Here is a 22272-nt window from a genome sequence, read left to right on the forward strand (position 1 = left end):
GGAGGTCAGCAACGCCCAGCGCATCCACGGGCTCTACACCGCGCAGGTGATCGACTCCGGCGGCCTGGACGGCGACGCCCCCTGGCTGGTCACCTTCACGCAGACGACCTGCTTGAGGTGCGCGACCACCTCGACGAGGTCCTTCTGCTGCTCGATGACCTTCTCGATGTTCTTGTAGGCACCCGGGATCTCGTCCACCACGCCGCCGTCCTTGCGGCACTCCACGCCCTTGGTCTGCTCGACCAGGTCCTGGGTGGTGAACCGCTTCTTCGCCGCGTTGCGGCTCATCTTGCGGCCGGCGCCGTGCGAGGCGGAGTTGAACGACGCCGCGTTGCCCAGGCCGCGGACGATGTAGGAACCCGTCCCCATCGAGCCCGGGATGATCCCGAGGTCCCCGGAGCCGGCCCGGATCGCGCCCTTGCGGGTCACCAGCAGGTCGACGCCGTCGTACCGCTCCTCCGACACGTAGTTGTGGTGGCAGCTGATCACCTCGTCGAAGGCGACCTCCGCCTTGGGGAACTCCCGCCGGACGACGTCCTGGAACAGCGCCATCATCACCGCGCGGTTGTGCTTCGCGTACTCCTGCGCCCAGAAGAGGTCCTGGCGGTAGGCCGCCATCTCCGGGGTCTTCGCGAGGAAGACGGCCAGGTCCTGGTCGATCAGGCCCTGGTTGTGCGGCAGCGAGCGGGCGGTGCTCATGTGGTGCTCGGCCAGCTCCTTGCCGATGTTGCGGGAACCGGAGTGGAGCATCAGCCAGACCGCATCAGTCGTATCGACACACAGTTCTATGAAGTGATTTCCTCCGCCGAGCGTGGCCATCTGCTGCATCGCCCGCTCGCGGCGCCACCTGACGTCCTCCGCGATGCCGTCGAAGCGCCGCCAGAAGTCGTCCCAGCCCGTCGCGCGGAAGCCCTGCAGCTTCGCCGGGTCGACCGGGTCGGTGTGCAGGCCGCGGCCGACCGGGATGGCCCGCTCGATCTCGCGGCGCAGGCCGGAGAGGTCGTCCGGGAGGTCCTCGGCGGTGAGCGAGGTCTTCACCGCGCTCATGCCGCAGCCGATGTCGACGCCGACGGCCGCCGGGCAGACCGCGTCCTTCATGGCGATGACGGAGCCGACGGTGGCGCCCTTGCCCAGATGGACGTCGGGCATCACGGCGAGGCCGTGCAGCCAGGGCAGGGAGCTGATGTTGCGCAGCTGCTGCAGGGCCTGGCCCTCGACCGTCGCCGGGTCGGTCCACATCCGGATCGGCACCCGGACGCCGGGCACCTCGGTGTACGTCATGGTCGAACGACCTCCAGAGGTCGGGAAGTTCACGTGAGGATGCTGCCGCGCGTGGAATCCCGGCGCGGCTCGGGGAAGTTCAGGGGGTGGGGCTCAGCGGCCCAGGGCGACGGGACAGGGGGAGTACGGCCGTGGGGAGCGTCGTATGACTCGCTCGACCCGCATGGTGACCGCCTCCCTTCCTTCGTCGCCGGTTCGCACCTGCGGTGCGCCGGGGAACATCTATCCACGGAACGGGGGCGGCCCGCAACGGATTTAACAACGCGTCCGGCCCGGCGGAGCGGGTGCTCCACCGGGCCGGACGGGGATCCGACGGACGGATCAGCTGACGACGGTGACCTCGCCGATGCCGAGCGCCCGCACGTCGTCGGCGATCACGGCGGCGTCGCCGACCAGGACGGTGACGAGGCGGTCCGGCGGGAAGGCCGCGACGACCGCCTCGGTGGCGGCGGCGGTGGGCAGTTCGGCGAGCTGCCGGTAGACCTCGGCCTGGTAGTCGTCCGGCAGGTGCTGCTCCACCTGGTCGGCCAGGGTGCCGGCGACCGAGCCCGCGGTCTCGTACTTCAGCGGGGCGACGCCGACCAGGAACTGCACGGCCTCGTCGCGCTCGGCGTCGGTGAGGCCCTCGGCGGCGAGGGTGCGCAGGATGGTCCAGGTGTCGGCCAGCGCCGGGGCGGTGGAGGCGGTGTCCACCGAGCCGCTGATGGCGAGCATCGCGCGCCCGCTGCCGTCGGCGGCCGAGCGCAGCGGCTGGGCGAAGGCCCGCACGCCGTAGGTGTAGCCCTTCTCCTCGCGCAGGACGCGGTCGAGGCGGGAGGTGAGGGTGCCGCCCAGGCAGTAGGTGCCGAGGATCTGGGCGGCCCAGAGCGGGTCGTGGCGGTCGGGCCCGATCCGGCCGATGAGCAGCTGTGTCTGGACGGAGCCGGGGCGGTCCACGATGACGACGCGGCCGCGGTCGTCGCCGGTGACCGGGGCGTGGGCGGACGGCTCGGCGGCCGCCGCGGTCCAGGTGCCGAGGGTGCTCTCCAGCAGCGCGGGCAGGTCGACGCCGGTGAGGTCGCCGACGACCACGACGGTGCTGGTCGCGGGGCGCACATGGGCGTCGTAGAAGGCCTTGACGGCCGCGCGGTCGATCGACTTGACGGTGTCGGCGGTGCCGGCGCGGGGCCGGGAGAGCCGGTCGGCGGCGTCGAACAGCTCGGCGTACAGGGCCTTGGCGGCGCGCCGGGCGGGGTTGGCCTGCTCGTGGACGATCTCGTCCAGGCGGTTGGCGACCAGCCGCTCGATCTCCGCCTCGGGCAGGGCGGGGGCGCGCAGGGCGTCGGCCAGCAGGGACAGGCCGCGCTGGAGCCGGGAGGCGGGGACCTCCAGGGAGATCCGGATGCACGGGTGGTCGGCGTGGGCGTCGAGGGTGGCGCCGGCGCGCTCCAGCTCGGCGGCGAACTCCTCGGCGCTGAGGGTGTCGGTGCCCTCGCTGAAGGCACGGGCGAGGATGCCGGCGATGCCGTCGAGGCCGTCGGGCTCGGCGGCGAGCGGGGCGTCGAGCAGCACCTCGACGGCGACCAGCTGCTGGCCGGGCCGGTGGCAGTGCAGGACGGTGATGCCGTTGCCGAGGGCGGCCCGCTCGGGGGCGGGGAAGTCCCAGGGGCTGGGCGTGCCCGGCTGGGGCTGCGGGTGGAAGGTCATGGCGGGGACGTAGTCGGTGCTCATACGGCGGCACCCTCCTCTTCGGAAGCGGCGTCGGTCTCGGCGGCGGTGGGCTCGTAGACGAGGACGGCCCGGTTGTCGGGGTGGAGCCGGGCCTTGGCGATGGCCTGGACCTCCTCGGCGGTGACGTCGAGGACCTTGGGGAGGGCGTCGTTGAGCAGCTTGGGGTCGCCGAACAGGACGGCGAAGCGGCACAGTTCGTCGGCACGGCCGGCGACGGTGGTGAGCCGGTCGAGCCACTCGCGCTCGATCTGGGCCTGGGCGCGTTCGAGTTCCTCGGCGGTGGGGCCCTCGGCGGCGAAGCGGGCGAGCTCCTCGTCGACGGCGGTGCCGATCTGCTCGACGGTGGCGTCGCCGGAGGTCTTGACGTCGAGCCAACCGAGGCTGGGGGCGCCGGCCAGGCGCAGCAGGCCGAAGCCGGCGGCGACGGCGGTGCGGTCGCGGCGGACCAGCCGGTTGTAGAGGCGGCTGGACTCGCCGCTGCCGAGGATGGTGAGGGCGAGGTCGGCGGCGTCGGCCTCGCGGGTGCCGTCGTGCGGGAGCCGGTAGGCGGCCATCAGGGCGCGCGAGGGGACGTCCTCGCGGATCTCCTCGCGGATCTCGCGGCCGATGGTCTCGGGGAGTTCGCCGGAGCGCGGCGGCTGCTTGCCGTCGTGCGCGGGGATGGAGCCGAAGTACTTCTCGACCCAGGCGACGGTCTGCTCGGGGTCGATGTCGCCGACGACGGACAGGACGGCGTTGTTGGGCGCGTAGTACGTCCGGAAGAACGTGCGGGCGTCCTCCAGGGTGGCCGCGTCGAGGTCGGCCATGGAGCCGATCGGGGTGTGGTGGTACGGGTGGCCGTCGGGGAAGGAGAGCGCGGTGAGCTTCTCGAAGGCGGTGCCGTACGGGACGTTGTCGTAGCGCTGGCGGCGCTCGTTCTTGACGACGTCGCGCTGGTTCTCCATGGACGTCTCGTCGAGCGCGGCGAGCAGCGAGCCCATCCGGTCGGCCTCCAGCCAGAGGGCGAGCTCCAGCTGGTGGGCGGGCATGGTCTCGAAGTAGTTGGTGCGCTCGAAGCTGGTGGTGCCGTTGAGCGAGCCGCCGGCGCCCTGAACGAGCTCGAAGTGCCCGTTGTTGGAGACGTTGGCCGAGCCCTGGAACATCAGGTGCTCGAAGAGGTGGGCGAGGCCGGTGCGGCCCTTGACCTCGTGGCGGGAGCCCACGTCGTACCAGAGGCAGACGGCGGCGACCGGGGTGAGGTGGTCCTCGGAGAGGACGACGCGCAGGCCGTTGGCCAGGCGGTGCTCGGTGATGGCGATGCCTCGGCTGGAGGCGGGGGCCGGGTTGGCCATGCGCTCGGGTCCTTCCCGTCGTCGATGTCGGGGTTCGTGTGGCGTCCCCCATTGTGGTGCAACGCGCGGGAGCCGTGTTCGTGTCCGCGCGCGGGGGGGCGTTCGCCAGGGGCGGAAGAGGGCCGCTGACCGGGAGTGTCGGCCCGAGGGTCCACAATGGGGGCGCCGCGCCCTGTCGACGGTGCCCGGTTGACGGGTCCGGCGGCGGGGGTGGCGAGGAGACGGCCGACGTTCGCCCCACGGCGCGCGGCGGCCGGCCGAGACGGACCGAGACACAGCCAGCGACACGTAAGGGAGCCCCGCCGCGATGGCCCGCCGCAGTTCGCAGACCCCGCCGCCCGGAGACTTCGAGGAGCGGATCCTCGACGTCGACGTCGTGGACGAGATGCAGGGCTCCTTCCTGGAGTACGCCTACTCGGTGATCTACTCGCGTGCACTGCCCGACGCGCGGGACGGCCTGAAGCCGGTGCACCGCCGCATCTTGTACCAGGCCAACGAGATGGGCCTGCGCCCGGACCGCGCGCACGTGAAGTGCGCCCGCGTGGTGGGCGAGGTGATGGGCCGGCTGCACCCCCACGGTGACGCGTCCATCTACGACTCGGTGGTGCGCATGGCGCAGCCGTTCTCGATGCGGCTGCCGCTGATCGACGGGCACGGCAACTTCGGTTCGCTGGGCAACGACGACCCGCCGGCCGCGATGCGCTACACCGAGTCGCGGCTGACGGCCGCGTCGATGGCGATGGTGGAGTCGATCCACGAGGACACCGTCGACTTCGGTCCGAACTACGACGGCAGCGAGCAGGAGCCGCTGGCGCTGCCGGCCGCGTTCCCGAACCTGCTGGTGAACGGCGCCACGGGCATCGCGGTGGGCATGGCGACGAACATGCCGCCGCACAACCTGTCCGAGGTGGTGGCCGCGGCCCGGCACCTGATCAAGCACCCGAACGCGGACCTGGACACGCTGATGCGGTTCGTGCCCGGTCCGGACCTGCCGACCGGTGGGCGGGTCGTGGGCCTGTCGGGCATCCGGGACGCGTACGAGTCGGGCCGCGGCACCTTCAAGATCCGGGCGACGGCGTCGGTGGAGGCGGTGACGGCCCGCCGCAAGGGCATCGTGGTCACCGAGCTGCCGTACAACGTCGGCCCGGAGAAGGTCATCTCGAAGATCAAGGACCTGGTCAACGCGAAGAAGCTCCAGGGCATCGCGGACGTCAAGGACCTGACCGACCGCGAGCACGGGCTGCGGCTGGTCATCGAGGTGAAGAACGGCTTCGTGCCGGAGGCGCTGCTGGAGCAGCTGTACAAGCTGACGCCGATGGAGGAGACCTTCGGCATCAACAACGTGGCGCTGGTGGACGGGCAGCCGCTCACACTGGGGCTGAAGGAGCTGCTGGAGGTCTACGTCGACCACCGCTTCACCGTGGTGCGCCGGCGCAGCGACTTCCGCCGCCGCAAGCGCGAGGAGCGGCTGCACCTGGTCGAGGGCCTGCTGGTGGCGCTGCTCGACATCGACGAGGTCATCGCGATCATCAGGTCGAGCGACAACGCGCAGCAGGCGAAGGAGCGCCTGATGGAGCGCTTCTCGCTGTCGGAGACGCAGACGGCGTACATCCTGGACACCCCGCTGCGGCGGCTGACCCGCTTCGACCGGGTGGAGCTGGAGCAGGAGAAGGCGAAGCTGACCGCGGAGATCGCGGAGCTGACCGAGATCCTGGAGTCGGACACCAAGCTGCGCAGTGTGGTGTCCTCCGAACTGGGCGCGGTGGCGAAGCAGTTCGGCACGGAGCGGCGCACGGTGCTGCTGGAGGCGGGGGCGGTGCCGTCGGCGGCGCTGGCGGTGCCGCTGGAAGTCGCGGACGACCCGTGCCGGGTGCTGCTGTCGTCGACGGGGCTGCTGGCGCGGACGACGGACGGCGAGCCGTTCGAGGTGTCGGAGAAGCGGGCGAAGCACGACGTGATCGTGTCGGCGGTGCACGCGACGGCGCGGGCGGACGTCGGTGTGGTGACGTCCGCGGGCCGGGTGCTGCGGCTGCCGGTGATCGACCTGCCGGCACTGCCTCCGACGCCGTCGCCGACGCTGGCGGGCGGGGCCGCGGTGGGCGAGTTCCTGCGGCTGGAGGCCGGGGAGCGGGTGCTGGCGCTGACCACGCTGGACGAGTCCTCGCCGGGGCTGGCGCTGGGCACGCTGCAGGGCGTGGTGAAGCGGGTGGTGCCGGAGTGGCCGGCGAACAAGGACGAGTTCGAGGTGATCGCCCTCAGGGAGGGTGACGAGCTGGTGGGCGCGGTCGAACTGCGCACCGGCGAGGAGGACCTGGTCTTCATCGCCTCGGACGCCCAGCTGCTGCGCTACCCGGCGGGCCAGGTGCGTCCGCAGGGCCGCCCGGCGGGCGGCATGGCGGGCATCAAGCTGTCGGACGGCGCCCGGGTGCTGTCCTTCACGGCGGTGGATCCGGCGGCGGACGCGGTGGTGGTCTCGGTGGCCACGGCCACGGGCACGCTGTCCGACGGCGAGCAGACGACCTGGAAGGTCACCCCGTTCGAGCAGTACCCGCGCAAGGGCCGTGCCACCGGTGGTGTGCGCTGCCAGCGCTTCCTGCGCGGTGAGGACGGCCTGGCCTTCGCCTGGGCCGGTGCCGCCCCGGCCCGTGCCGCCACCGCCAAGGGCGCCCCGGTCGAGCTGCCCGAGCGTGACCCGCGCCGCGACGGCTCCGGCACTCCGGTCACCACCCCGATCGCGGTGGTCGCCGGCCCGGCGTAGCGGCTCTCGCCCTCGCTCGGGCGGAGGGGTACCGGAGACCATCCGGTACCCCTCCGCTTTTTCGTGCCCGTCCGACCGGGAATGCGGAACGGCGATCACCAATTCCCGGGCATGGCCGGAACTTTGCCCACCCATGGGTTAGGTTCGCCGAACAGGTGCTCCAACAGCACATCACCATCTCCGGGGGCGGGAAGTTGGCCGAGGAATTCAAGATCGACATGGGCCGGATGAGAACGGTGGCCAAACAACTCGACGAATGCGGCACCCGCATGGGGGCTGTCGCCAAGAGCCTGGAAAACCTCGGCAAGGGCAAACAGTTGGGCACCGAACGGCTCGACTCTGCCTGCAAGGGCTTCGAGGACCACTGGCAAGGCGGCATCAGCCGGATGGCCAAGCTCGCCCACGGCCTGCGCGAGGGCCTGGACGCCTCGCTCAAGAACTACGGGGACAACGAGCAGGGCACCGCCAAGGGCCTCGGCGCGACCTGAGCCCACACGCAGGGGGACTGACTTCCACCATGAGTGACACGAACTGGCCGGGCCTCGGCTTCTGCCCGGCCCCGGGGGACCTCCCGGCCATCGCCAAGATGTACGCGGACGTCGACACCGTCGCCCGCGAACTGGAGGAACTGCGCCACGCGCTCGCCGACCTCGGCTCCGAGGGCAGCGCCTGGCAGGGCGAAGCCGCCCGCAACTTCGCCGGCAAGCTGGGCGAACTGCCCAAGTACCTCACCCAGGGCCACGAATCGATGGCCGCCTGCTCCCGAGCCCTCAAGTCCTGGCACACCCAGCTCACCGGGCTGCTCTCCACCGGCCGGACCATGGAGGCCCAGGCCGTCGAGCTGCGCTCCCGGCTGGGCGAGGTGAACATCCAGTGCGACGCTGCGGGAAAGGCCCTCGACGCCTCCGCGCAGTCCGCCGACACGGCGGCCCGGGCGAAGGCCAAGGCCGACTTCGAGGCCGAGCTCCAGGCCCAGCAGCAGCTCGTGCACCAGCTCGACGAGCTGATCGCGAGCGGCCACAAGCAGCTGTCGGACCACAAGAACAAGGCCGAGGTGGCCGCCAAGGCCATCATGGAGGCGTCCCGGCACCACCCGCCGGACCCGAGCTTCCTCAAGCGGATGCTGGACAAGGTGGAGCACGCGTGGCAGAAGTCGCTGGACTTCCTGGCCGAGCACGCCGACGACCTGTCCAAGATCTCGGCGGGGTTGGCCATCGCGGCGCTGGTGATCCCCGGGGCCGGCCCGATCCTGGGCGCCGCGGCCATGCTGACCAGCGCGGCCGCGATGGCCGGGCACGGCATCGCCAAGTCTCGTGGCCAGGAAGTCTCCTGGCTGAAGATCGGGCTGGACGGGCTCGGGGTGATCCCCGGCGTCGGCGCCGTCAAGGGCTTCGCCACCGCCGGGAAGTCGATCACGAAGGTTCAGGGTGTGGGCGTCGTCAACAAGGTGATCCGAGCCCCGATCAGGAACATCAGGACGTCGGTAGCCGCCGAGGGAGCCGGCGTCGCCGATCGCACCTCGGCCGCCGGCGCGGGCCTCTTCGAGAAGACCGTGAACCCGATATCGACCAAGGCCATCGTCGGCGGGCTCAAGAAGGCGGGCATCGAAGTGGATCCCCGCGCGGTCACGATCACGAACAAGGCGAACGGACTTGCCTACGGTTTCTACCACGACGCGGAGAAGGAGAAGGCCCGGGAGTCCTGCGTCGAGGCCCCGGGGCCGCTTCCGAAGCCCGCGTACCGACCGGCGGCCGCACCGTTCCTGAACGCCGTCGGCTGAGAGAGGAGCAGCTCATGGTCAAGGACCTCCATGTGACGCTGCCGGTTTCGGGCGGACAGCTCGCTGCCGTGCCCGAGGTGGCCGAGGCGGCATGGCGGGCCGAAACGCTCTACGGGGTCACCCTGTTGAACGACGACGTGGCCCGCAACGTGGTGATCAAGCACATGCGGAAGCGGGGGCAGCAGGACTGGCACGACGAGGCCGCCTTCCTCCTCGTCCTCGGTGGAATCGTGGTCTCCTTGGTCACGGGCAACTGGGCAGCAGCGATCCTCGGGGGTCCGGCCGGGATCGCAGTCTGGCTGCGGGGCATGAACCACAGCTCGGCGAAGAACAGCGCCTCCGTACACTTCACCGCGTACATCGGTCTGCTGAATCAGGCCCGACGTGCCGGGCTGACGTTCCAGATTCCCAGCGAGTGGGGGGCCGACGCCGATCGGGCTTCGTGGGAACAGGGCGCCGCGGCCACTCCGCAAGCACCGGCCGCCCCTGCCCCATACCCCTCCGCTGCGCCTCCGCCCACCGCTCCCGCACAGCCCGGCTCGTGGTGGCCGACAGACGCCGTCATCGACCCGAAGTTCCCGGTGCTGCCGACCGCCGCACTCACGCGCCACTGGGCACTGGCCGGCCGGGCACGTGAGATCGGCGCTCCGTACGGCCTTGACTTCCTCAACGAACAGGCCGTCCGGGGACTGCTCACCACCTTGCGGCGCTGCCGTCACTGGCACCTCGTGTGGAGGTCGGTCTCCATTCTGGCTCTGATCACGGCCGTGACCGTCTTCTCCATCGGCCAGGATCCCTCTCACATCGAGCGCGCCCAACAGTTCCGATCAGCCGCCATCGGGCTGGTGGCCGTCGCTGTGTGCGCGGCCCTGCCGGCTCTGAAGTCGTACCGGAGTTGGCATCGCTCCGGGATGCACGACCATGCCAACGCCTACCTAGACCTGCTGATCGAGGCTCGCGCGTACGGCGTCCCGGTCCCCGTCCCGCCGGCCTGGCTGGATGTCCGCAACCGGATCCGCAAGCCCTCATGACCTCCGTGGAAGGCCCGATGGACATTCCGATAACCACCGGGGACACCCGCCTCCAGATCCGCTTCGTCGTCCCGCCCGCCTTCCACGAGGTCCCGGTGCTCGGCACCGACGACCAGGTGGCCGAGGAGCTCTGGGAGTTGGTCTGCGAGGTGCTGGCCTCCCGGTCCGAGGAGGTGCGGGTGCGCTGGGCCGTGGCACTGGCCGGGCTGATCCCGCAGATGGCCGAGGCCGGGGTGATCCACGCCGGGATGTGCCTGATGGACGTGGACGGCCGTCCGAGCACGGCATCGATCGTGGCCTCGGTGTGCCCGCTGGTCGGCACCGACTACGCGGGCGCGGTGGACTTCCTGCTCGCCCGGCTGGCCCGGGCCCGTCCGGAGGCGGAGGTGACGGCGATCGAGCTGCCGGCCGGCCGGGCGGCGGCGGTGATCGACGCCGTGGCGACCGCGCTCGACGACGGGTCGACCCCGCTGGACGGCCTGGCGGTCCCGCTCGTCGACGGGGTGCTGACCACCTCGGTGATCCAGGTGCACCTGCCGCTGCCGAACGAGTCCCAGCTGCTCTCGCTGGAGCTGAGCACCCCGTGCTCCGAGGACTGGGGGCTGTACTCCGAGCTGTTCGCGGACGTCGTCCGCAGCATCCACCTGGAGTTCGCCGACCTCCCGACCGTCTCCGAGCCGCCGTACGACACAGTGGACGAGGCGGTCGCGCAACGAGTGAAGGCCGCGTTCGGGTGATCGACTGAAGGCGATCAGGTGAGGGTAGCCTTGCCCAAGTGAGCACCTGTGCGACCGTGTCGCGTGAACTTTCGGAGCCGCTGGCCGCGACGGCGGCGGTGGCCACCACCTGGCTGCTGGTGGAGCAGAACGGACCGTGGGGCGCGAAGGCGCTGGGCGAGAGCCATCTGGACGCCGCGGTCGGGCGGGCGCTGGAGGCGGCCGCGGCCGGGACGGGCGTGCGGGTGGCCCTGATCCGACGGCCCGGGCGGCACGCCGACTGCCTGCCGACCGCGCGCCACGAGGTGCTGGTGGCGCACACCGTGCCCGGCCGCGGCTGGGTGCGCCGGGCGGGGGTGGCGGATCCGGCGGAGCTGCTGGAGCTGGACTTCGCCGCGCTGGGCGCCGGTGACCACACCGGTTTCGGGGCGGAGCACGTCGGTGGCCCGGTGGCCCTGGTGTGCACCAACGGGCGGCGGGACCGCTGCTGCGCGCTGCTGGGCCGTCCGCTCGCGGCGGAGCTGGCCGCGGCCGGGCACAGCGAGGTGTGGGAGGTCACCCACCTGGGCGGGCACCGCTTCTCCCCCACCATGCTGGTGCTGCCGTACGGCTACGCGTACGGGCGGCTGACGCCGGAGACCGCCAAGGAGGTGCTGGCGGCGACGGCGGCCGGGCACACGGTGCCGGAGTGGTCGCGCGGCTGCTCGGGCTGGGAGCGTCCGGGCCAGGCGGCCGAGCACGCGGTGCGGGAGCTGATCGGCGAGACCCGGGTGGACGCGCTGACGCTGGCCCAGCGGCCGGACGGCGAGGGTCGCTGGGTGGTCGGGGTGCTGCACCGGGACGGCCGGTCCTGGGAGGTGGACGTGATCGAGGCGGCCAGCGAGCCGGCGCGTCCGGAGAGCTGCGGCAAGGCGGCGGGGACGCCCTCGCGGATGGACGTGCTGTCCGTACGAGGGGTCTGAAGCGCTACGGCCCCGCGCCCGTGGGGGTGGGCGCGGGACCGCAGCGGCGGGGGGCACCGCGGGCGGGGCCGCAGGCGCCGGGGGTCAGCCGGTGGCCTTGCCGACGAACTCCGTGGTGTACGTCTTCGCCAGGTCGATCGACTCCTCCTTGCCCTTGACGTCCGGGTGGAACGCGGCGAGCACGGCGAGCACGGTCTTCGGCCCGTCGGCCGGCATCACGCCGTCCGTGGTGAACATCGGCAGGGTCGCCTTGATCGCCGCCGCGTACTGTTCGGCGCCGCCCTGCGCGTAGTCGGCGGGCATCTTCGCGGCGATCTCCTCGGGGCTGTGGGTGGCCATCCACTTCAGGGTCTTCACGAAGGCGTCGGCGAGCTTCTGGGTGGTGTCCCTGTTCTTCTCCACCCAGTCGGTGTTCATGTACAGCGACGAGGACGGGTAGAGGCCGCCGAGCGCCTCGCGCGAGCCCTCGGGGGTGCGCATGTCGTAGAGGACCTTGCCGAGGCCCTTGTCCAGGACGGCGGCGACGGTCGGGTCGGTGGTCATCCCGGCGTCGATGCTGCCCTGCTGGAGCGCGGCGATGAAGGTCTGGCCGGCGCCGACCGCGATGGGGCTGAACTCGCTGACGGCGGTGCCGTTCTTGACCGCGAGGTACTTGGTGAGGAAGTCGGTCGAGGAGCCGATGCTGGTGACGCCGAGCTTCCTGCCCTTGAAGTCGGCGCCGGACCTGATCGCGTCGGCCTGCTTGGCGGAGACCACCTCGACCTCGCCGGGCGCCTGGGCGAACTGCACCACGGACTCGACCTTCTTGCCCTTGGCCTGGAGGTCGATGGTGTGGTCGTAGAAGCCGACGGCGCCCTGGACGTCCCCGGCGAGCAGCGCGGTGGTGGCGTTGACGCCGGCGGGCTCGGTCATCAGCTCGACGTTGACGCCGGCCTCGGCGAAGAAGCCGAGCCGCTGGGTGAGCATCGCGGGCAGGTAGATGACCTTGTCCAGGCCACCGACCATGATCTTGACCTTGGGCCCGTCGACCTGCTGCCCGGCGGGGGCGGCGACGGCTCCGTGGCCGGCGGTGGCGGCGTCGTTGGCGCAGGCGGAGAGCGGGAGGAGCAGGACGGCGGCGAGGGCGGCCGCAGCTGATCTGCCGGTCGGGTTGGGGCGCATGGGTGGGGGCCTCTTTCTCGGTTCTGGCAGGGGGAGTTCAGCGGCCGTCGCCCGCGTCGGCGGGCTTCCAGCGGAACAGCTTCTTCTCGGCGAAGGTCAGCAGCCCCTCGGTGAGCAGGGCGACGACGGCGAGGATGGTCATGGCCGCGTACACGCCCGCGGCGTTGAAGGTGCCCTGGGCGGCCGCGACGAGCAGGCCGAGGCCCTTGGTGGCGCCGATGTACTCGCCGACGATGGCGCCGATCAGCGCGAAGCCGAAGCTGACGTGCAGGCTGGTGAAGATCCAGGTGGTGGCGGCGGGGATGACCACCTGGAGGGTGACCTTGCGGTTGTCGGCGCCGAGTATGCGGGCGTTGGCGACGAGGTTGCGGTCCACCTCGCGGGCGCCCTGGAAGGCGTTGAAGAACACCGGGAAGAACACCAGCACCACCGCGGAGGCGACCTTGGAGGCCGGGCCCAGGCCGAACCAGATCAGGAAGATCGGCGCGAGCACGATCCGCGGAATGGCGTTGAGCACCTTGATGTAGGGCCCGAACACGTCGGCCAGGAAGCGGATCCGGCCGAGCGCGATGCCCAGCAGCACACCGCCGACGACACCGATCACCCAGCCGGTGAGGGCCTCGTAGAGGGTGTAGCCGATCTGCTCGCCGAGTGAGCCCTGGGCGGTGCCGTGGGTGATCCACTGCCATATCTGGTCCCAGATCCTCGACGGCTGGGAGAAGTTGAACGGGTCGATGACGTCCGTACGGGCGCAGACCTCCCACAGCCCCAGGAAGGCGAGCAGCACCGCGGCCCGGGCGCCGTGGACGAGCGACTTCCGTTGGCGGGCGGCCCGTTCGCGGGCCTCGGTTCTCGTCGTGACGGCCGTGGGTTTCCCGGCGCCGGTCGGCACGGGCGCGGACTCGGATGCGGACGCGGACTCGGTCTCAAGCGGCACGACCCGCTCCTCTCTCCCTGGTGATGCGCACCTCTTCGCCGAGCGAGGCCCAGATCTCGCGGTACAGCTCGACGAACCTCGGCTCCAGCCGGACGGCCTCCACGGTGCGCGGGCGGGGCAGGTCGACGGTGAAGACCTCCTTGACGGTGGCGGGGCCGGCCGTCATGACGACGACCCGGTCGGCGAGCGCGATGGCCTCGTCCAGGTCGTGGGTGACGAAGACGACGGACGAGCCCGTACCGGCCCACAGCTCCAGCAGCTGGTCCGACATCAGCGCCCTGGTCTGCACGTCCAGCGCCGAGAAGGGCTCGTCCATCAGCAGGATCGCCGGGTCGTTGACGAAGGTCTGGGCGAGCGCGACGCGCTTGCGCATGCCGCCGGACAGCTGGTGCGGGTAGCGGTCCTCGAACGCGGCCAGGCCGACCCGGCCGAGCCAGTCCCGGGCCCGCTCCCTGGCCTCGGCGGCGGGCACGCCGCGGAAGCGCGGGCCGGCCGTCACGTTGGACAGGACGGTGCGCCACGGGAAGACGGCGTCCTGTTGGAAGACGAAGCCGACCTTGGGGTCGATCCCGCGCACGGGCTCGCCGTACACCCGGACCTCGCCCTCGGTGGGCTCCTCCAAGCCGCTGACGAGGGTCAGCGTGGTGGACTTGCCGCAGCCGGTGGGGCCGACGACGGCGACGAACTCGCCTTGGGCGACGGTCAGATCGAGATCGCGGACGGCGGTGTGCAGCGCCCCGGACGGGGTGCGGAACCGTTTGGTCGCGCCGGTCAGCTCGATCGCCGGGGTGTTGCTCATGTCCATCCTCCGGGGTCTGTGCCTGCCCCGGAAAGGTAGGAGCGGGCCCGGCCCCGGCGGGAGCCTTCTTCGCGTAGTGCGACTTCTCCGCATAGAGGGGTGTTCTGCTCGTTTTGCTTCCGCTACAACTGCGGGGACGCGGCTGACAGGAACACCCCGGAAACATAGGGTGTCCCGACCCACCCACCGGCGCCCCCGACCGCCCTCCGAGGACGCCCGATCCCCCGCAGCCGCCGAGAGGAGGCCCGGATGAAGCTCCCCCGCGGACCCCGCCGGGTTTTCGCCCAACTGCTGCTGAGCCAGACCGTCGTCACCGTCGGGGTCACCGCCGTGACCGCCGGACTGTTCCTGGCCCCGGTCAGCAGCGAGCTGGACCACGACGCGATGCAGCGGGCGCTGTCGATCGCCCAGGCCACCGCCACCGACGAGAGCATCGCCCGGGCCGCCGCCGCCCGCGACGTGGTGGCCGCGCAGCGCAACGCCGAGCAGATCCGGCTGGCCACCGGCGCCAGCTTCGTGGTGGTCACCGACCTGGACGGCATCCGGCTCTCGCACACCGACCCGGGCCGGATCGGCCAGCGGGTCAGCACCGACCCGGAGCCGGCCCTCAGCGGCCGCAGCGTCACCGCCATCCAGGAGGGCACCCTGGGCCGCACCGCCCGTGGCAAGGTGCCGCTGCGGATGGCGGACGGCCGGATCGTCGGCGAGGTGTCGGTCGGCATCAGCGACGACTCGATCCGCCGCCGACTGCTGACGATGCTCACCGGGATCCTGCTGTGCGCGGCCGCCGGTCTGGCCGCCGGGACGATCGCCACCCTGCTCCTGGCCCGCCGCCTCAAGCGCCGCACCCACAACATCGCGCTGGCCGACATCTCCGCGCTGCTGGTGGAGCGGGAGGCGATGCTGCACGGCATCCGCGAGGGCATGGTGGCGCTGGACGAGCGCGGCCGGATCCGGCTGGCCAACGACGAGGCCCTGCGGCTGCTCGGCCTGCCCGAGGACTGCGCCGGCCGCCCGATCGGCGCGGTGCTGCCGCCCGGCCGGCTGGCGGACGTGCTCGCCGGACGGATCCCCGGCACCGACCTGCCGGCCGTCCGGGACGACCGCGTCCTGGTGGTGAACCGGACGGCCACGCCCGAGGGAGGCGCGGTGGTGACCCTCCGCGACCGCACCGAACTGGAGTCGCTGGTCCGCGAGTTGGACACCACCCGCAGCCTCACCGAGGCCCTGCGGGCCCAGGACCACGAGCACGCCAACCGGATGCACACCCTGCTGGGCCTGCTGGAGCTGGGCCGCCACGAGCAGGCGGTGGCGTTCATCTCGGAGCAGTCCGGCTCGCACGCGGTGGTCGCCGCGCGGATCGCCGAGCAGGTGCAGGACCCGCACGTGGCCGCACTGCTGGCGGGCAAGACCGCGGTGGCGGGCGAGCGCGGGGTACGGCTGGCGCTGGCCCCGGCGGCGCACCTGCCGGACGCCGTGGTGGACGCCCGGGCACTGGTCACGGTGCTCGGCAACCTGATCGACAACGCGGTGGACGCACTGGCTGCGGGCGGCGGGGGCCGGGTGGAGGTGAGCCTGGCCGCGGCCGGCCCGACCCTGCTGCTGCAGGTCGCGGACAGCGGCCCGGGGGTGCCGGAGGAACTGCGCGAGCAGGTCTTCGAAGAGGGGTGGACCAGCAAGGACGCGCCCGCGCACCGTCCGCGCGGGCTGGGGCTGGCGATGGTGCGGCGGCTGGTCGAACGGACCGGCGGCCGGATCGTGCTCGACGGCGGGCCGCTCGGCGGCGCCCGCTTCACCGTCGAGCTGCCCGAGGCCCTGCTCACCACTCGGCTCGTGGAGGCGTGATGATCGACGTACTCGTGGTGGACGACGACTTCCGGGTCGCGGACGTGCACGCCGCGTACGTGGCGAGGGTCCCGGGCTTCCGGGTGACCGGCACCGCGCACTCGGCCGGGGAGGCACTGGCCGCCGTGGAGCGCCGCCCGGTGGACCTGCTGCTGCTCGACCACCACCTGCCCGACGAGACCGGCCTGGCCCTGGTGCGCCGCCTTCGGGACCGCCAGGTGGCCTGCGACGTGATGATGGTGACGGCCGCCCGGGACGTGTCGACGGTGCACGCCGCGATGCAGCACGGCGCGCTCCAGTACCTGGTCAAGCCGTTCACCTTCGCCGGACTGCGGGACAAGCTGGTGGCGTACGCGCAGCTGCGGCACGCGCTCGCCGCCCCGGCCAGGGAGGCCGGCCAGGACGAGGTGGACCGGCTGTTCGCGACCCTGCGCAGCGCCGCCGCCCCGGCCGGAACGCTCCCCAAGGGCCACTCGGCGCCCACCACCGACCTGGTGATGGGCGTGCTGCGCCGAGCCGGCCGGCCGCTCTCCGCCCAGGAGGTCGCCCAGGCCACCGGGCTGAGCCGCTCCACGGCGCAGCGCTACCTCAAGCAGCTGGAGCGGGACAGCCGGCTGCGGCTGACCCTGCGGTACGGCGACACCGGCCGTCCGGAGCACCGCTACGCGCCGGCGGCCCGGGCCTGAGGCGCGCCCCGGTTCCGGCCCGGGGCCGGACAGGGGCCGGACAGGGGCCGGACAGGGGCCGGACAGGGGCCGGACAGGGGGGAACCCCGGCGGCCCCAGGCCCGCCGGGGTTCCCCGGGCGCGACGGCTCAGGCCGCGCCCGCACCGGTGAGGGCCCGTACCTCCAGCTCGGCGAACCGGTCCGGGTCGGCGGGCTCGGACGAGGTGACCGTGCCGATCCAGCCGGCCAGGAAGCCGAGCGGGATGGAGACGATGCCCGGGTTCTCCAGCGGGAACCAGTGGAAGTCGACGCCCGGGAACAGCGCCTCGGCGGAGCCGGACACCACCGGCGAGAAGCACACCAGCACGATCGCCGGGATCAGCCCGCCGTACACCGCCCAGACCGCGCCGCGCGCGGTGAACCGCGACCAGAACAGGCTGTACAGCAGCACCGGCAGGTTGGACGAGGCGGCGACGGCGAAGGCCAGGCCGACCAGGAAGGCGACGTTCAGCTGCTGGGCGAAGAGGCTGATCACGATCGCCGTCGCACCGATCCCGGCGGCGGCGATCCGGGCGACCACCACCTCCTGCTGTTCGCTGACCTCGGACTCCGACTCCTTCGCCGCCCGGGAGGCCGGGACGGCCTCGCCCCGGCGGCGCCGCCCTCGGCCGTCCTGCGTCTGCTCGCGCCCCGGCCGGGCGCGCCAGGCGCCGGCCCAGATGTCGTGGGCGAAGGCGGCCGAGGAGGCCAGGGTCAGCCCGGCGACCACCGCGAGGATGGTGGCGAAGGCGATCGCCGAGATCAGCGCGAACAGCACCACCCCACCGGTGCTGCCGTTGCCGCCGCCGAGCATCAGGGCGAGCAGCGGAACGGCGGTGTTCCCGGCCGAGTTGGCGTGCCGCACCTCGGCCGAGCCGATCAGCGCGGTGGCGCCGAGGCCGAGCACGATCGCCATCAGGTAGAAGCTGCCGACCAGGCCGATCGCCCACATCGTGGAGCGGCGGGCGGCCCGCGCGGTGGGCACCGTGTAGAAGCGGGACAGGATGTGCGGGAGGCCAGCGGTGCCGAGCACCAGGCCGAGGCCGAGGCTGACGAAGTCCAGCCGGCTGGTGAGGCTGCCGCCGTACTTGAGTCCGGGCTCCAGGTAGCGGTGCCCGGCGCCGCTGTGCTGGGCGGCCTGGCGCATCAGCTCGCCGAGGTCCCCGTGGAAGCGGACCACCAGCAGCACGGTGAGCAGGACCGAACCGCCAGTCAGCAGGAAGGCCTTGATGATCTGGATCCAGGTGGTGGCCCGCATCCCGCCGATGGTGACGTAGACGATCATCAGGGCGCCGACGGCGATGATGGTCCAGGTGCGGGCGTGCGGGCTGCCGGTGCCGAGCAGCAGGGCGACCAGCGAGCCGGCGCCGACCATCTGGGCCACCAGGTAGAGCAGGGTGACCACGACGCTGGCGCCGCCGGCCGCGGCGCGCACCCTGCGGCGGCGCAGCCGCAGCGCGAGCACGTCGGCGAGGGTGTACCGGCCGGCGTTGCGGACGAGTTCGGCGACCAGCATCAGCACCACCAGCCAGGCGACCAGGAAGCCGATGCTGTAGAGCACGCCGTCGTAGCCGTACAGCGCGATCAGCCCGGCGACGCCCAGGAAGGAGGCGGCGGAGAGGTAGTCCCCGGAGAGCGCGAAGCCGTTCTGCAGGGGGGTGAAGTCGCGGCCGCCGGCGAAGAAGTCCTCGGCGGCGTTGCCCTGGCGGCCGACCCAGAGGGTGACCCCCAGGGTGACCAGGACGACGACGGCGAAGAGCGCGATCGCGAGCGAGTGGTGGTCGCCGGTGGGGGCGACGGGCGGCGGGGTGGCGGTCGTCACCGCGGTGCGCACCGCGGTCCGTACGGCGGCCACGGCGGCGTCGGTGGGCATGGTGGGCATCACGGTCGTCATCGCAGTTGGTCCTGGGTGTCCCAGCGCAGGCCCAGGGCGGCGCGGTCGCGCTTGGTCCGGGAGTTGCGGGCGTAGAGCCAGGTGAGCAGGAAGGTCGAGGCGAACTGCAGCAGGCCCAGCAGCCAGGCCACGTTGAGCGGACCGGCCACCGTCCTGCGCATCAGGTCGGGGGCTCCGGCCTGGGCGGCGACGAACAGCAGGTACCAGGCGAGGAAGGCGCTGGTGATCGGAAAGACGAAGGTCCGGTAGCTGCGGCGGATCTCGCGGAACGTGTCGCTGGCCTGGACCGCCCGGTAGACCTCGGTGCGGTCGGCGACCGGCTCCTCGTCAAGTGGCGCGTGCGGTACGGCCGGTGACTCCCCGTCGCCGGGTTCGGACTGGGCGAACGGCTCGTCGGCGGCCCCGTGGACCGGTGCGCCGACGGCCACTGACCCGACGACGGCCTCCGCCGACTGGGCCGTACGGGCGTGGTCCGTACGGTCGGGGCCCGACTGCGCCGGTACCGCCGTCCGGCGGTGCGCGGCCGATGGCTCGGCGGACTCAACGGGGGTGCCGGCGGCCGGAGCGGCCCACCAGTCGAATTGCTGTCCCGGTCCGGGACTGCTCGTCTGCTGCTGTGGCACTGCTGCTCCTGGACGGCCGGATGTTCTGACCCGAACCATGATGGCGGCCCCCGGACAGCGCCCCTGACCATCGCAGATACGTTCACTCGATGAGGTGATCGATCATCCGACAGACACTCATCCGACTACTGCTGCGTCCCGGTGATTCCGTGTCGGAAGGCGTAGGCGACCGCCTGCGCCCGGTCCCGCACCGCCGTCTTGGCGAACAGATTGTTGATGTGGGTCTTCACGGTCGCCGGACTGACGAAGAGCCTCCGGGCGATCTCGGCGTTGGACAGCCCCTCGGCGATCAGCGCCAGCACCTCGGCCTCCCGGACGGTCAGCCCGTCGGGCAGCTCCCCCAGCCGCGCCGCGGGCCGCTCGGCGGTCTTCCCGGAGCCGGTCGGCTGCTCCGAAAGCCTTTCCAGCAGGCGGAGTTGGACCTGCGGGGAGAGCCCGGCCGCGCCCGAGCGGACGTCCGCGATGGCCCTCGCGATCTCCTCGGCGCCGGCGTCCTTGGTGAGGTAGCCACGGGCCCCCGCCTGGAGCGCCGGGAACAGCGAGTCGTCGTCGGCGTAGGTGGTGAGCACCACCACCTCGGTCTCCGGGTGCGTGGCACGGATCCGCCGGGTCGCCTCGACGCCGTCGCAGCGCGGCATCCGCAGATCCATCAGCACCACGTCCGGGTGATGACGCTCCACCAGGGCAACCGCCTCCTCCCCGTCCCCCGCCGCACCGACCACCTCGATGCCGGGCAGCAGCCCCAGCAGCATCACGATGCCCTCGCGCACCACCGTCTGGTCGTCCGCGACCAGCACCCTGGTCGCCCCCGCCGCCGTCATGCCGGCACCCGCAGCAGCACGCGCCACCCTCCGTCCTCCGGGCCCGCCAGCAGCGTGCCGCCGAGCAGTTCCGCGCGTTCGCGCATTCCCAGCAGACCGTACCCGCTGCCGCTGTCGGCCAGCTCCCCCGGCTGCGGCCGGTCCTCGGACGGGCCGCGCGGCGGCCGGGCGTTGCGCACCTCCAGCTCCACCGCCCCCTCCAGGTAGCGCAGTCGGACGGAGCAGCGGGCGCCGGCCGCGTGCTTGCGGACGTTGGTCACCGCCTCCTGCGCGGTGCGCCGCACCGCGAGGGCGGCCTCGGCGGCGAGCGGCCGGGGCGTGCCGGTGACGGTGAGCTCGGCACGCTCCCGCCCTGCCAGCTCGACCAGGAACTCCCCGACCGGGGTGAACTCCCCGCGCAGCGCGGACAGCGCCTGCCGGGTCTCGGCCAGCCCGTCCTGCGCCATCCGCCGTGCGGCGACGACCCGTTCGCGGATCTGCTCGCGATCCGTCCCGGCGTCCAGCATCAGCCGGGCCGCCTCCAGGTGGACGAGCTGCGCGGACAGGCTGTGGGCGAGCACGTCGTGGATCTCCCGGGCGATCCTGGCCCGTTCGGCGAGCGCCGCGCTCTCCGCCTCGGCGGCCCGGGCGGCCCGCTCCTGGGCGAGCAGCCGGCGGGAGGTGCCGCGCGCCTCGATGTCCAGCCGCAGCAGGTAGCCGAGCAGGGTGATCCCACCGACGGTGGCCGCGATGCTGAGCCAGCTCGACGTGGTCACCGCCGCGTACGAGGCCAACGAGGCCGCCGCGGTGATCAGCCCGGGCGCGGGCGGCATCCGGACCAGCGCCATCACCGCCAGGCCGTACCAGAGCACGTCGGCGAGCAGGCTCGCCCCACCGGTGTTGGCCAGCCACGCGGCACCGACCAGCGCCCCGGTCAGCAGGTACGCGGGCAGCGCACGCTGCTCCCGGGTGGCGCGCAGCCAGGCCGCGCAGAGCCCGAAGGCCGCGACCAGTCCGGCCGTCGCGGCCACCGCCGCCAAGCCGGCGTACCTGCCGTCGGCGAGGGTCCCCCAGGTGACGGTGGCCACCAGCACGATGCGGCCCAGCACGGTCAGGGCCCGCCGCGGCCGGCTCTCGGCCTCGCGGTCCATCCCCTCGCGGGACGGCCAGCGGGTCCAGTACCAGCCGGCCACGGCTGCCTCCTCGGTGCTCAGGGCGGTGCTCACGGCGGTGCCCAGGGCGATGGGTCGGTGCGTCGGGATCGGTGCGGTTCAGTGCAGGAGGGCGGTGGGGGGCGTGGGCTCCAGCGCCCGGGCCCTCCAGTTCACCACGAGCGCGCGGACCAGCAGCAGGACCGCCATGCCGAGCATCAGGGAGCTGCCGGACTGGTGGACGTGCAGCGCCCCGCCGATCCCGTACAGGCCGAGCCGGATGGCGAGCATCCCGATCCACGCGGCGACCGTGGCCTTGGTGCCCTTGAGCATGACCGAGCCGTCCGCGGCCCGCCAGAGCCGTACGGTCCAGCCCCAGACGGAGCCCATCGCGAGCACGGCGACCAGCCCGACGGCCAGCAGGCCCCCGGACAGCACGGTGTGCTGGTGGTCGATGATCTGCGGGTCCCGCAGCGCGAGCGCGCCCAGGATCAGCGGAAGGATCCAGAAGCGGCGCTCGGAGTCCAGGCGCTGCACGCGCATCTGTCGCCGGACGACCAGGACCAGCACCGCGGCGACCACGAGCAGGTTGGTGAGGGTGGTCATCGGACTACTCCGTCCCATGGAGAGGCTTGTTGCTGACCTCTCCGACGCTACGGATTCGCCCGTTCCCGCTGATCGGAGCCGGGGTGGACCCAGGGTGGTTTCGATCGTGTTCACGGCGGCCCCTCTCGACGGCTGTCCTCTCCCTTTTCCAGCCCAACGCGCCTCCTATCGAAAGGTTGCGC

General features: G+C 72.4%; 19 protein-coding genes. 8 read left to right on the plus strand and 11 right to left on the minus strand.

All coding sequences use genetic code 11. The features are described 5' to 3' along the window. Positions 1-33: 33 nt before the first annotated feature. From ACWDBB_RS34845 to ACWDBB_RS34855, 3 genes are all read right to left on the minus strand, one after another. Positions 34-1281: an RtcB family protein gene (locus ACWDBB_RS34845; protein WP_449793413.1), complete on the minus strand. Its 1248-nt coding sequence runs from the start codon at positions 1279-1281 to the stop codon at positions 34-36. Positions 1282-1602: 321 nt separating this feature from the next. Further along, on the minus strand, positions 1603-2967 hold the full coding sequence (locus tag ACWDBB_RS34850; protein WP_392923950.1) for a M16 family metallopeptidase: 1365 nt from the start codon (positions 2965-2967) through the stop codon (positions 1603-1605). A 20-nt stretch (positions 2968-2987) separates the two neighbouring features. Next, on the minus strand, positions 2988-4322 hold the full coding sequence (locus ACWDBB_RS34855) for a M16 family metallopeptidase (protein WP_449793414.1): 1335 nt from the start codon (positions 4320-4322) through the stop codon (positions 2988-2990). 307 nt (positions 4323-4629) lie between these two features. Here ACWDBB_RS34855 and ACWDBB_RS34860 point away from each other — a divergent pair, with 307 nt between their 5' ends. The 6 genes from ACWDBB_RS34860 to ACWDBB_RS34885 all read left to right on the plus strand — a co-directional run bounded on the left by ACWDBB_RS34860 (position 4630) and on the right by ACWDBB_RS34885 (position 11569). Then, entirely contained in the window at positions 4630-7080 is a 2451-nt protein-coding gene (locus ACWDBB_RS34860; protein ID WP_449793415.1) for a DNA gyrase/topoisomerase IV subunit A, read from the plus strand. A gap of 155 nt (positions 7081-7235) precedes the next feature. Continuing rightward, positions 7236-7568, plus strand: a complete 333-nt coding sequence (locus ACWDBB_RS34865) for a hypothetical protein (RefSeq protein WP_449793416.1) — start codon at positions 7236-7238, stop codon at positions 7566-7568. Between the two features lie 29 nt (positions 7569-7597). After that, positions 7598-8860 (plus strand): hypothetical protein, encoded by a 1263-nt coding sequence (locus tag ACWDBB_RS34870; protein WP_449793417.1) that lies wholly within the window; start codon positions 7598-7600, stop codon positions 8858-8860. 14 nt (positions 8861-8874) lie between these two features. Next, positions 8875-9891, plus strand: a complete 1017-nt coding sequence (locus ACWDBB_RS34875) for a hypothetical protein (protein ID WP_449793418.1) — start codon at positions 8875-8877, stop codon at positions 9889-9891. Positions 9892-9908: 17 nt separating this feature from the next. Beyond that, positions 9909-10628 (plus strand): hypothetical protein, encoded by a 720-nt coding sequence (locus ACWDBB_RS34880; protein WP_449793419.1) that lies wholly within the window; start codon positions 9909-9911, stop codon positions 10626-10628. Positions 10629-10666: 38 nt separating this feature from the next. Then, positions 10667-11569, plus strand: a complete 903-nt coding sequence (locus tag ACWDBB_RS34885; RefSeq protein ID WP_449793420.1) for a sucrase ferredoxin — start codon at positions 10667-10669, stop codon at positions 11567-11569. A gap of 84 nt (positions 11570-11653) precedes the next feature. Here ACWDBB_RS34885 and ACWDBB_RS34890 read toward each other — a convergent pair whose 3' ends face one another. Genes ACWDBB_RS34890 through ACWDBB_RS34900 form a run of 3 tightly spaced genes read right to left on the minus strand, consistent with a single transcriptional unit; the run spans position 11654 to position 14466 of the window. Further along, complete coding sequence (locus tag ACWDBB_RS34890) at positions 11654-12730, minus strand: ABC transporter substrate-binding protein (RefSeq protein WP_449793421.1); 1077 nt, start codon at positions 12728-12730, stop codon at positions 11654-11656. Between the two features lie 37 nt (positions 12731-12767). Beyond that, a complete protein-coding gene (locus tag ACWDBB_RS34895; RefSeq protein WP_449793427.1) occupies positions 12768-13622 on the minus strand; it encodes an ABC transporter permease in 855 nt (284 codons plus the stop codon). 34 nt (positions 13623-13656) lie between these two features. Further along, positions 13657-14466: an ABC transporter ATP-binding protein gene (locus tag ACWDBB_RS34900; RefSeq protein ID WP_392883708.1), complete on the minus strand. Its 810-nt coding sequence runs from the start codon at positions 14464-14466 to the stop codon at positions 13657-13659. Between the two features lie 249 nt (positions 14467-14715). Between ACWDBB_RS34900 and ACWDBB_RS34905 the strand changes: the two genes are divergently transcribed. Both ACWDBB_RS34905 and ACWDBB_RS34910 read left to right on the plus strand, forming a co-directional pair. Next, on the plus strand, positions 14716-16311 hold the full coding sequence (locus tag ACWDBB_RS34905) for an ATP-binding protein (protein ID WP_449793422.1): 1596 nt from the start codon (positions 14716-14718) through the stop codon (positions 16309-16311). After that, positions 16311-16997 carry a response regulator gene (locus ACWDBB_RS34910; protein ID WP_449793423.1) on the plus strand — a complete coding sequence of 229 codons (687 nt, stop codon included), beginning with the start codon at positions 16311-16313 and terminating at the stop codon, positions 16995-16997. Before ACWDBB_RS34905 ends, ACWDBB_RS34910 begins: the two co-directional genes overlap by 1 nt. A gap of 128 nt (positions 16998-17125) precedes the next feature. Here ACWDBB_RS34910 and ACWDBB_RS34915 read toward each other — a convergent pair whose 3' ends face one another. From ACWDBB_RS34915 to ACWDBB_RS34935, 5 genes are all read right to left on the minus strand, one after another. Further along, a complete protein-coding gene (locus ACWDBB_RS34915; protein ID WP_449793424.1) occupies positions 17126-18910 on the minus strand; it encodes a solute symporter family protein in 1785 nt (594 codons plus the stop codon). Then, on the minus strand, positions 18907-19533 hold the full coding sequence (locus tag ACWDBB_RS34920; RefSeq protein WP_449793425.1) for a DUF485 domain-containing protein: 627 nt from the start codon (positions 19531-19533) through the stop codon (positions 18907-18909). Before ACWDBB_RS34920 ends, ACWDBB_RS34915 begins: the two co-directional genes overlap by 4 nt. A 125-nt stretch (positions 19534-19658) precedes the next feature. Further along, positions 19659-20354 (minus strand): response regulator, encoded by a 696-nt coding sequence (locus ACWDBB_RS34925; protein WP_449793428.1) that lies wholly within the window; start codon positions 20352-20354, stop codon positions 19659-19661. Further along, complete coding sequence (locus ACWDBB_RS34930; protein WP_449793429.1) at positions 20351-21484, minus strand: sensor histidine kinase; 1134 nt, start codon at positions 21482-21484, stop codon at positions 20351-20353. Before ACWDBB_RS34930 ends, ACWDBB_RS34925 begins: the two co-directional genes overlap by 4 nt. Positions 21485-21604: 120 nt before the next feature. Beyond that, the gene (locus tag ACWDBB_RS34935) at positions 21605-22090 is read right to left on the minus strand and encodes a DUF1453 domain-containing protein (protein ID WP_449793426.1); all 486 of its coding nucleotides are present in this window, start codon (positions 22088-22090) and stop codon (positions 21605-21607) included. Between the last annotated feature and the right edge of the window lie 182 nt (positions 22091-22272).

Source organism: Kitasatospora sp. NPDC001095, from assembly GCF_053598615.1.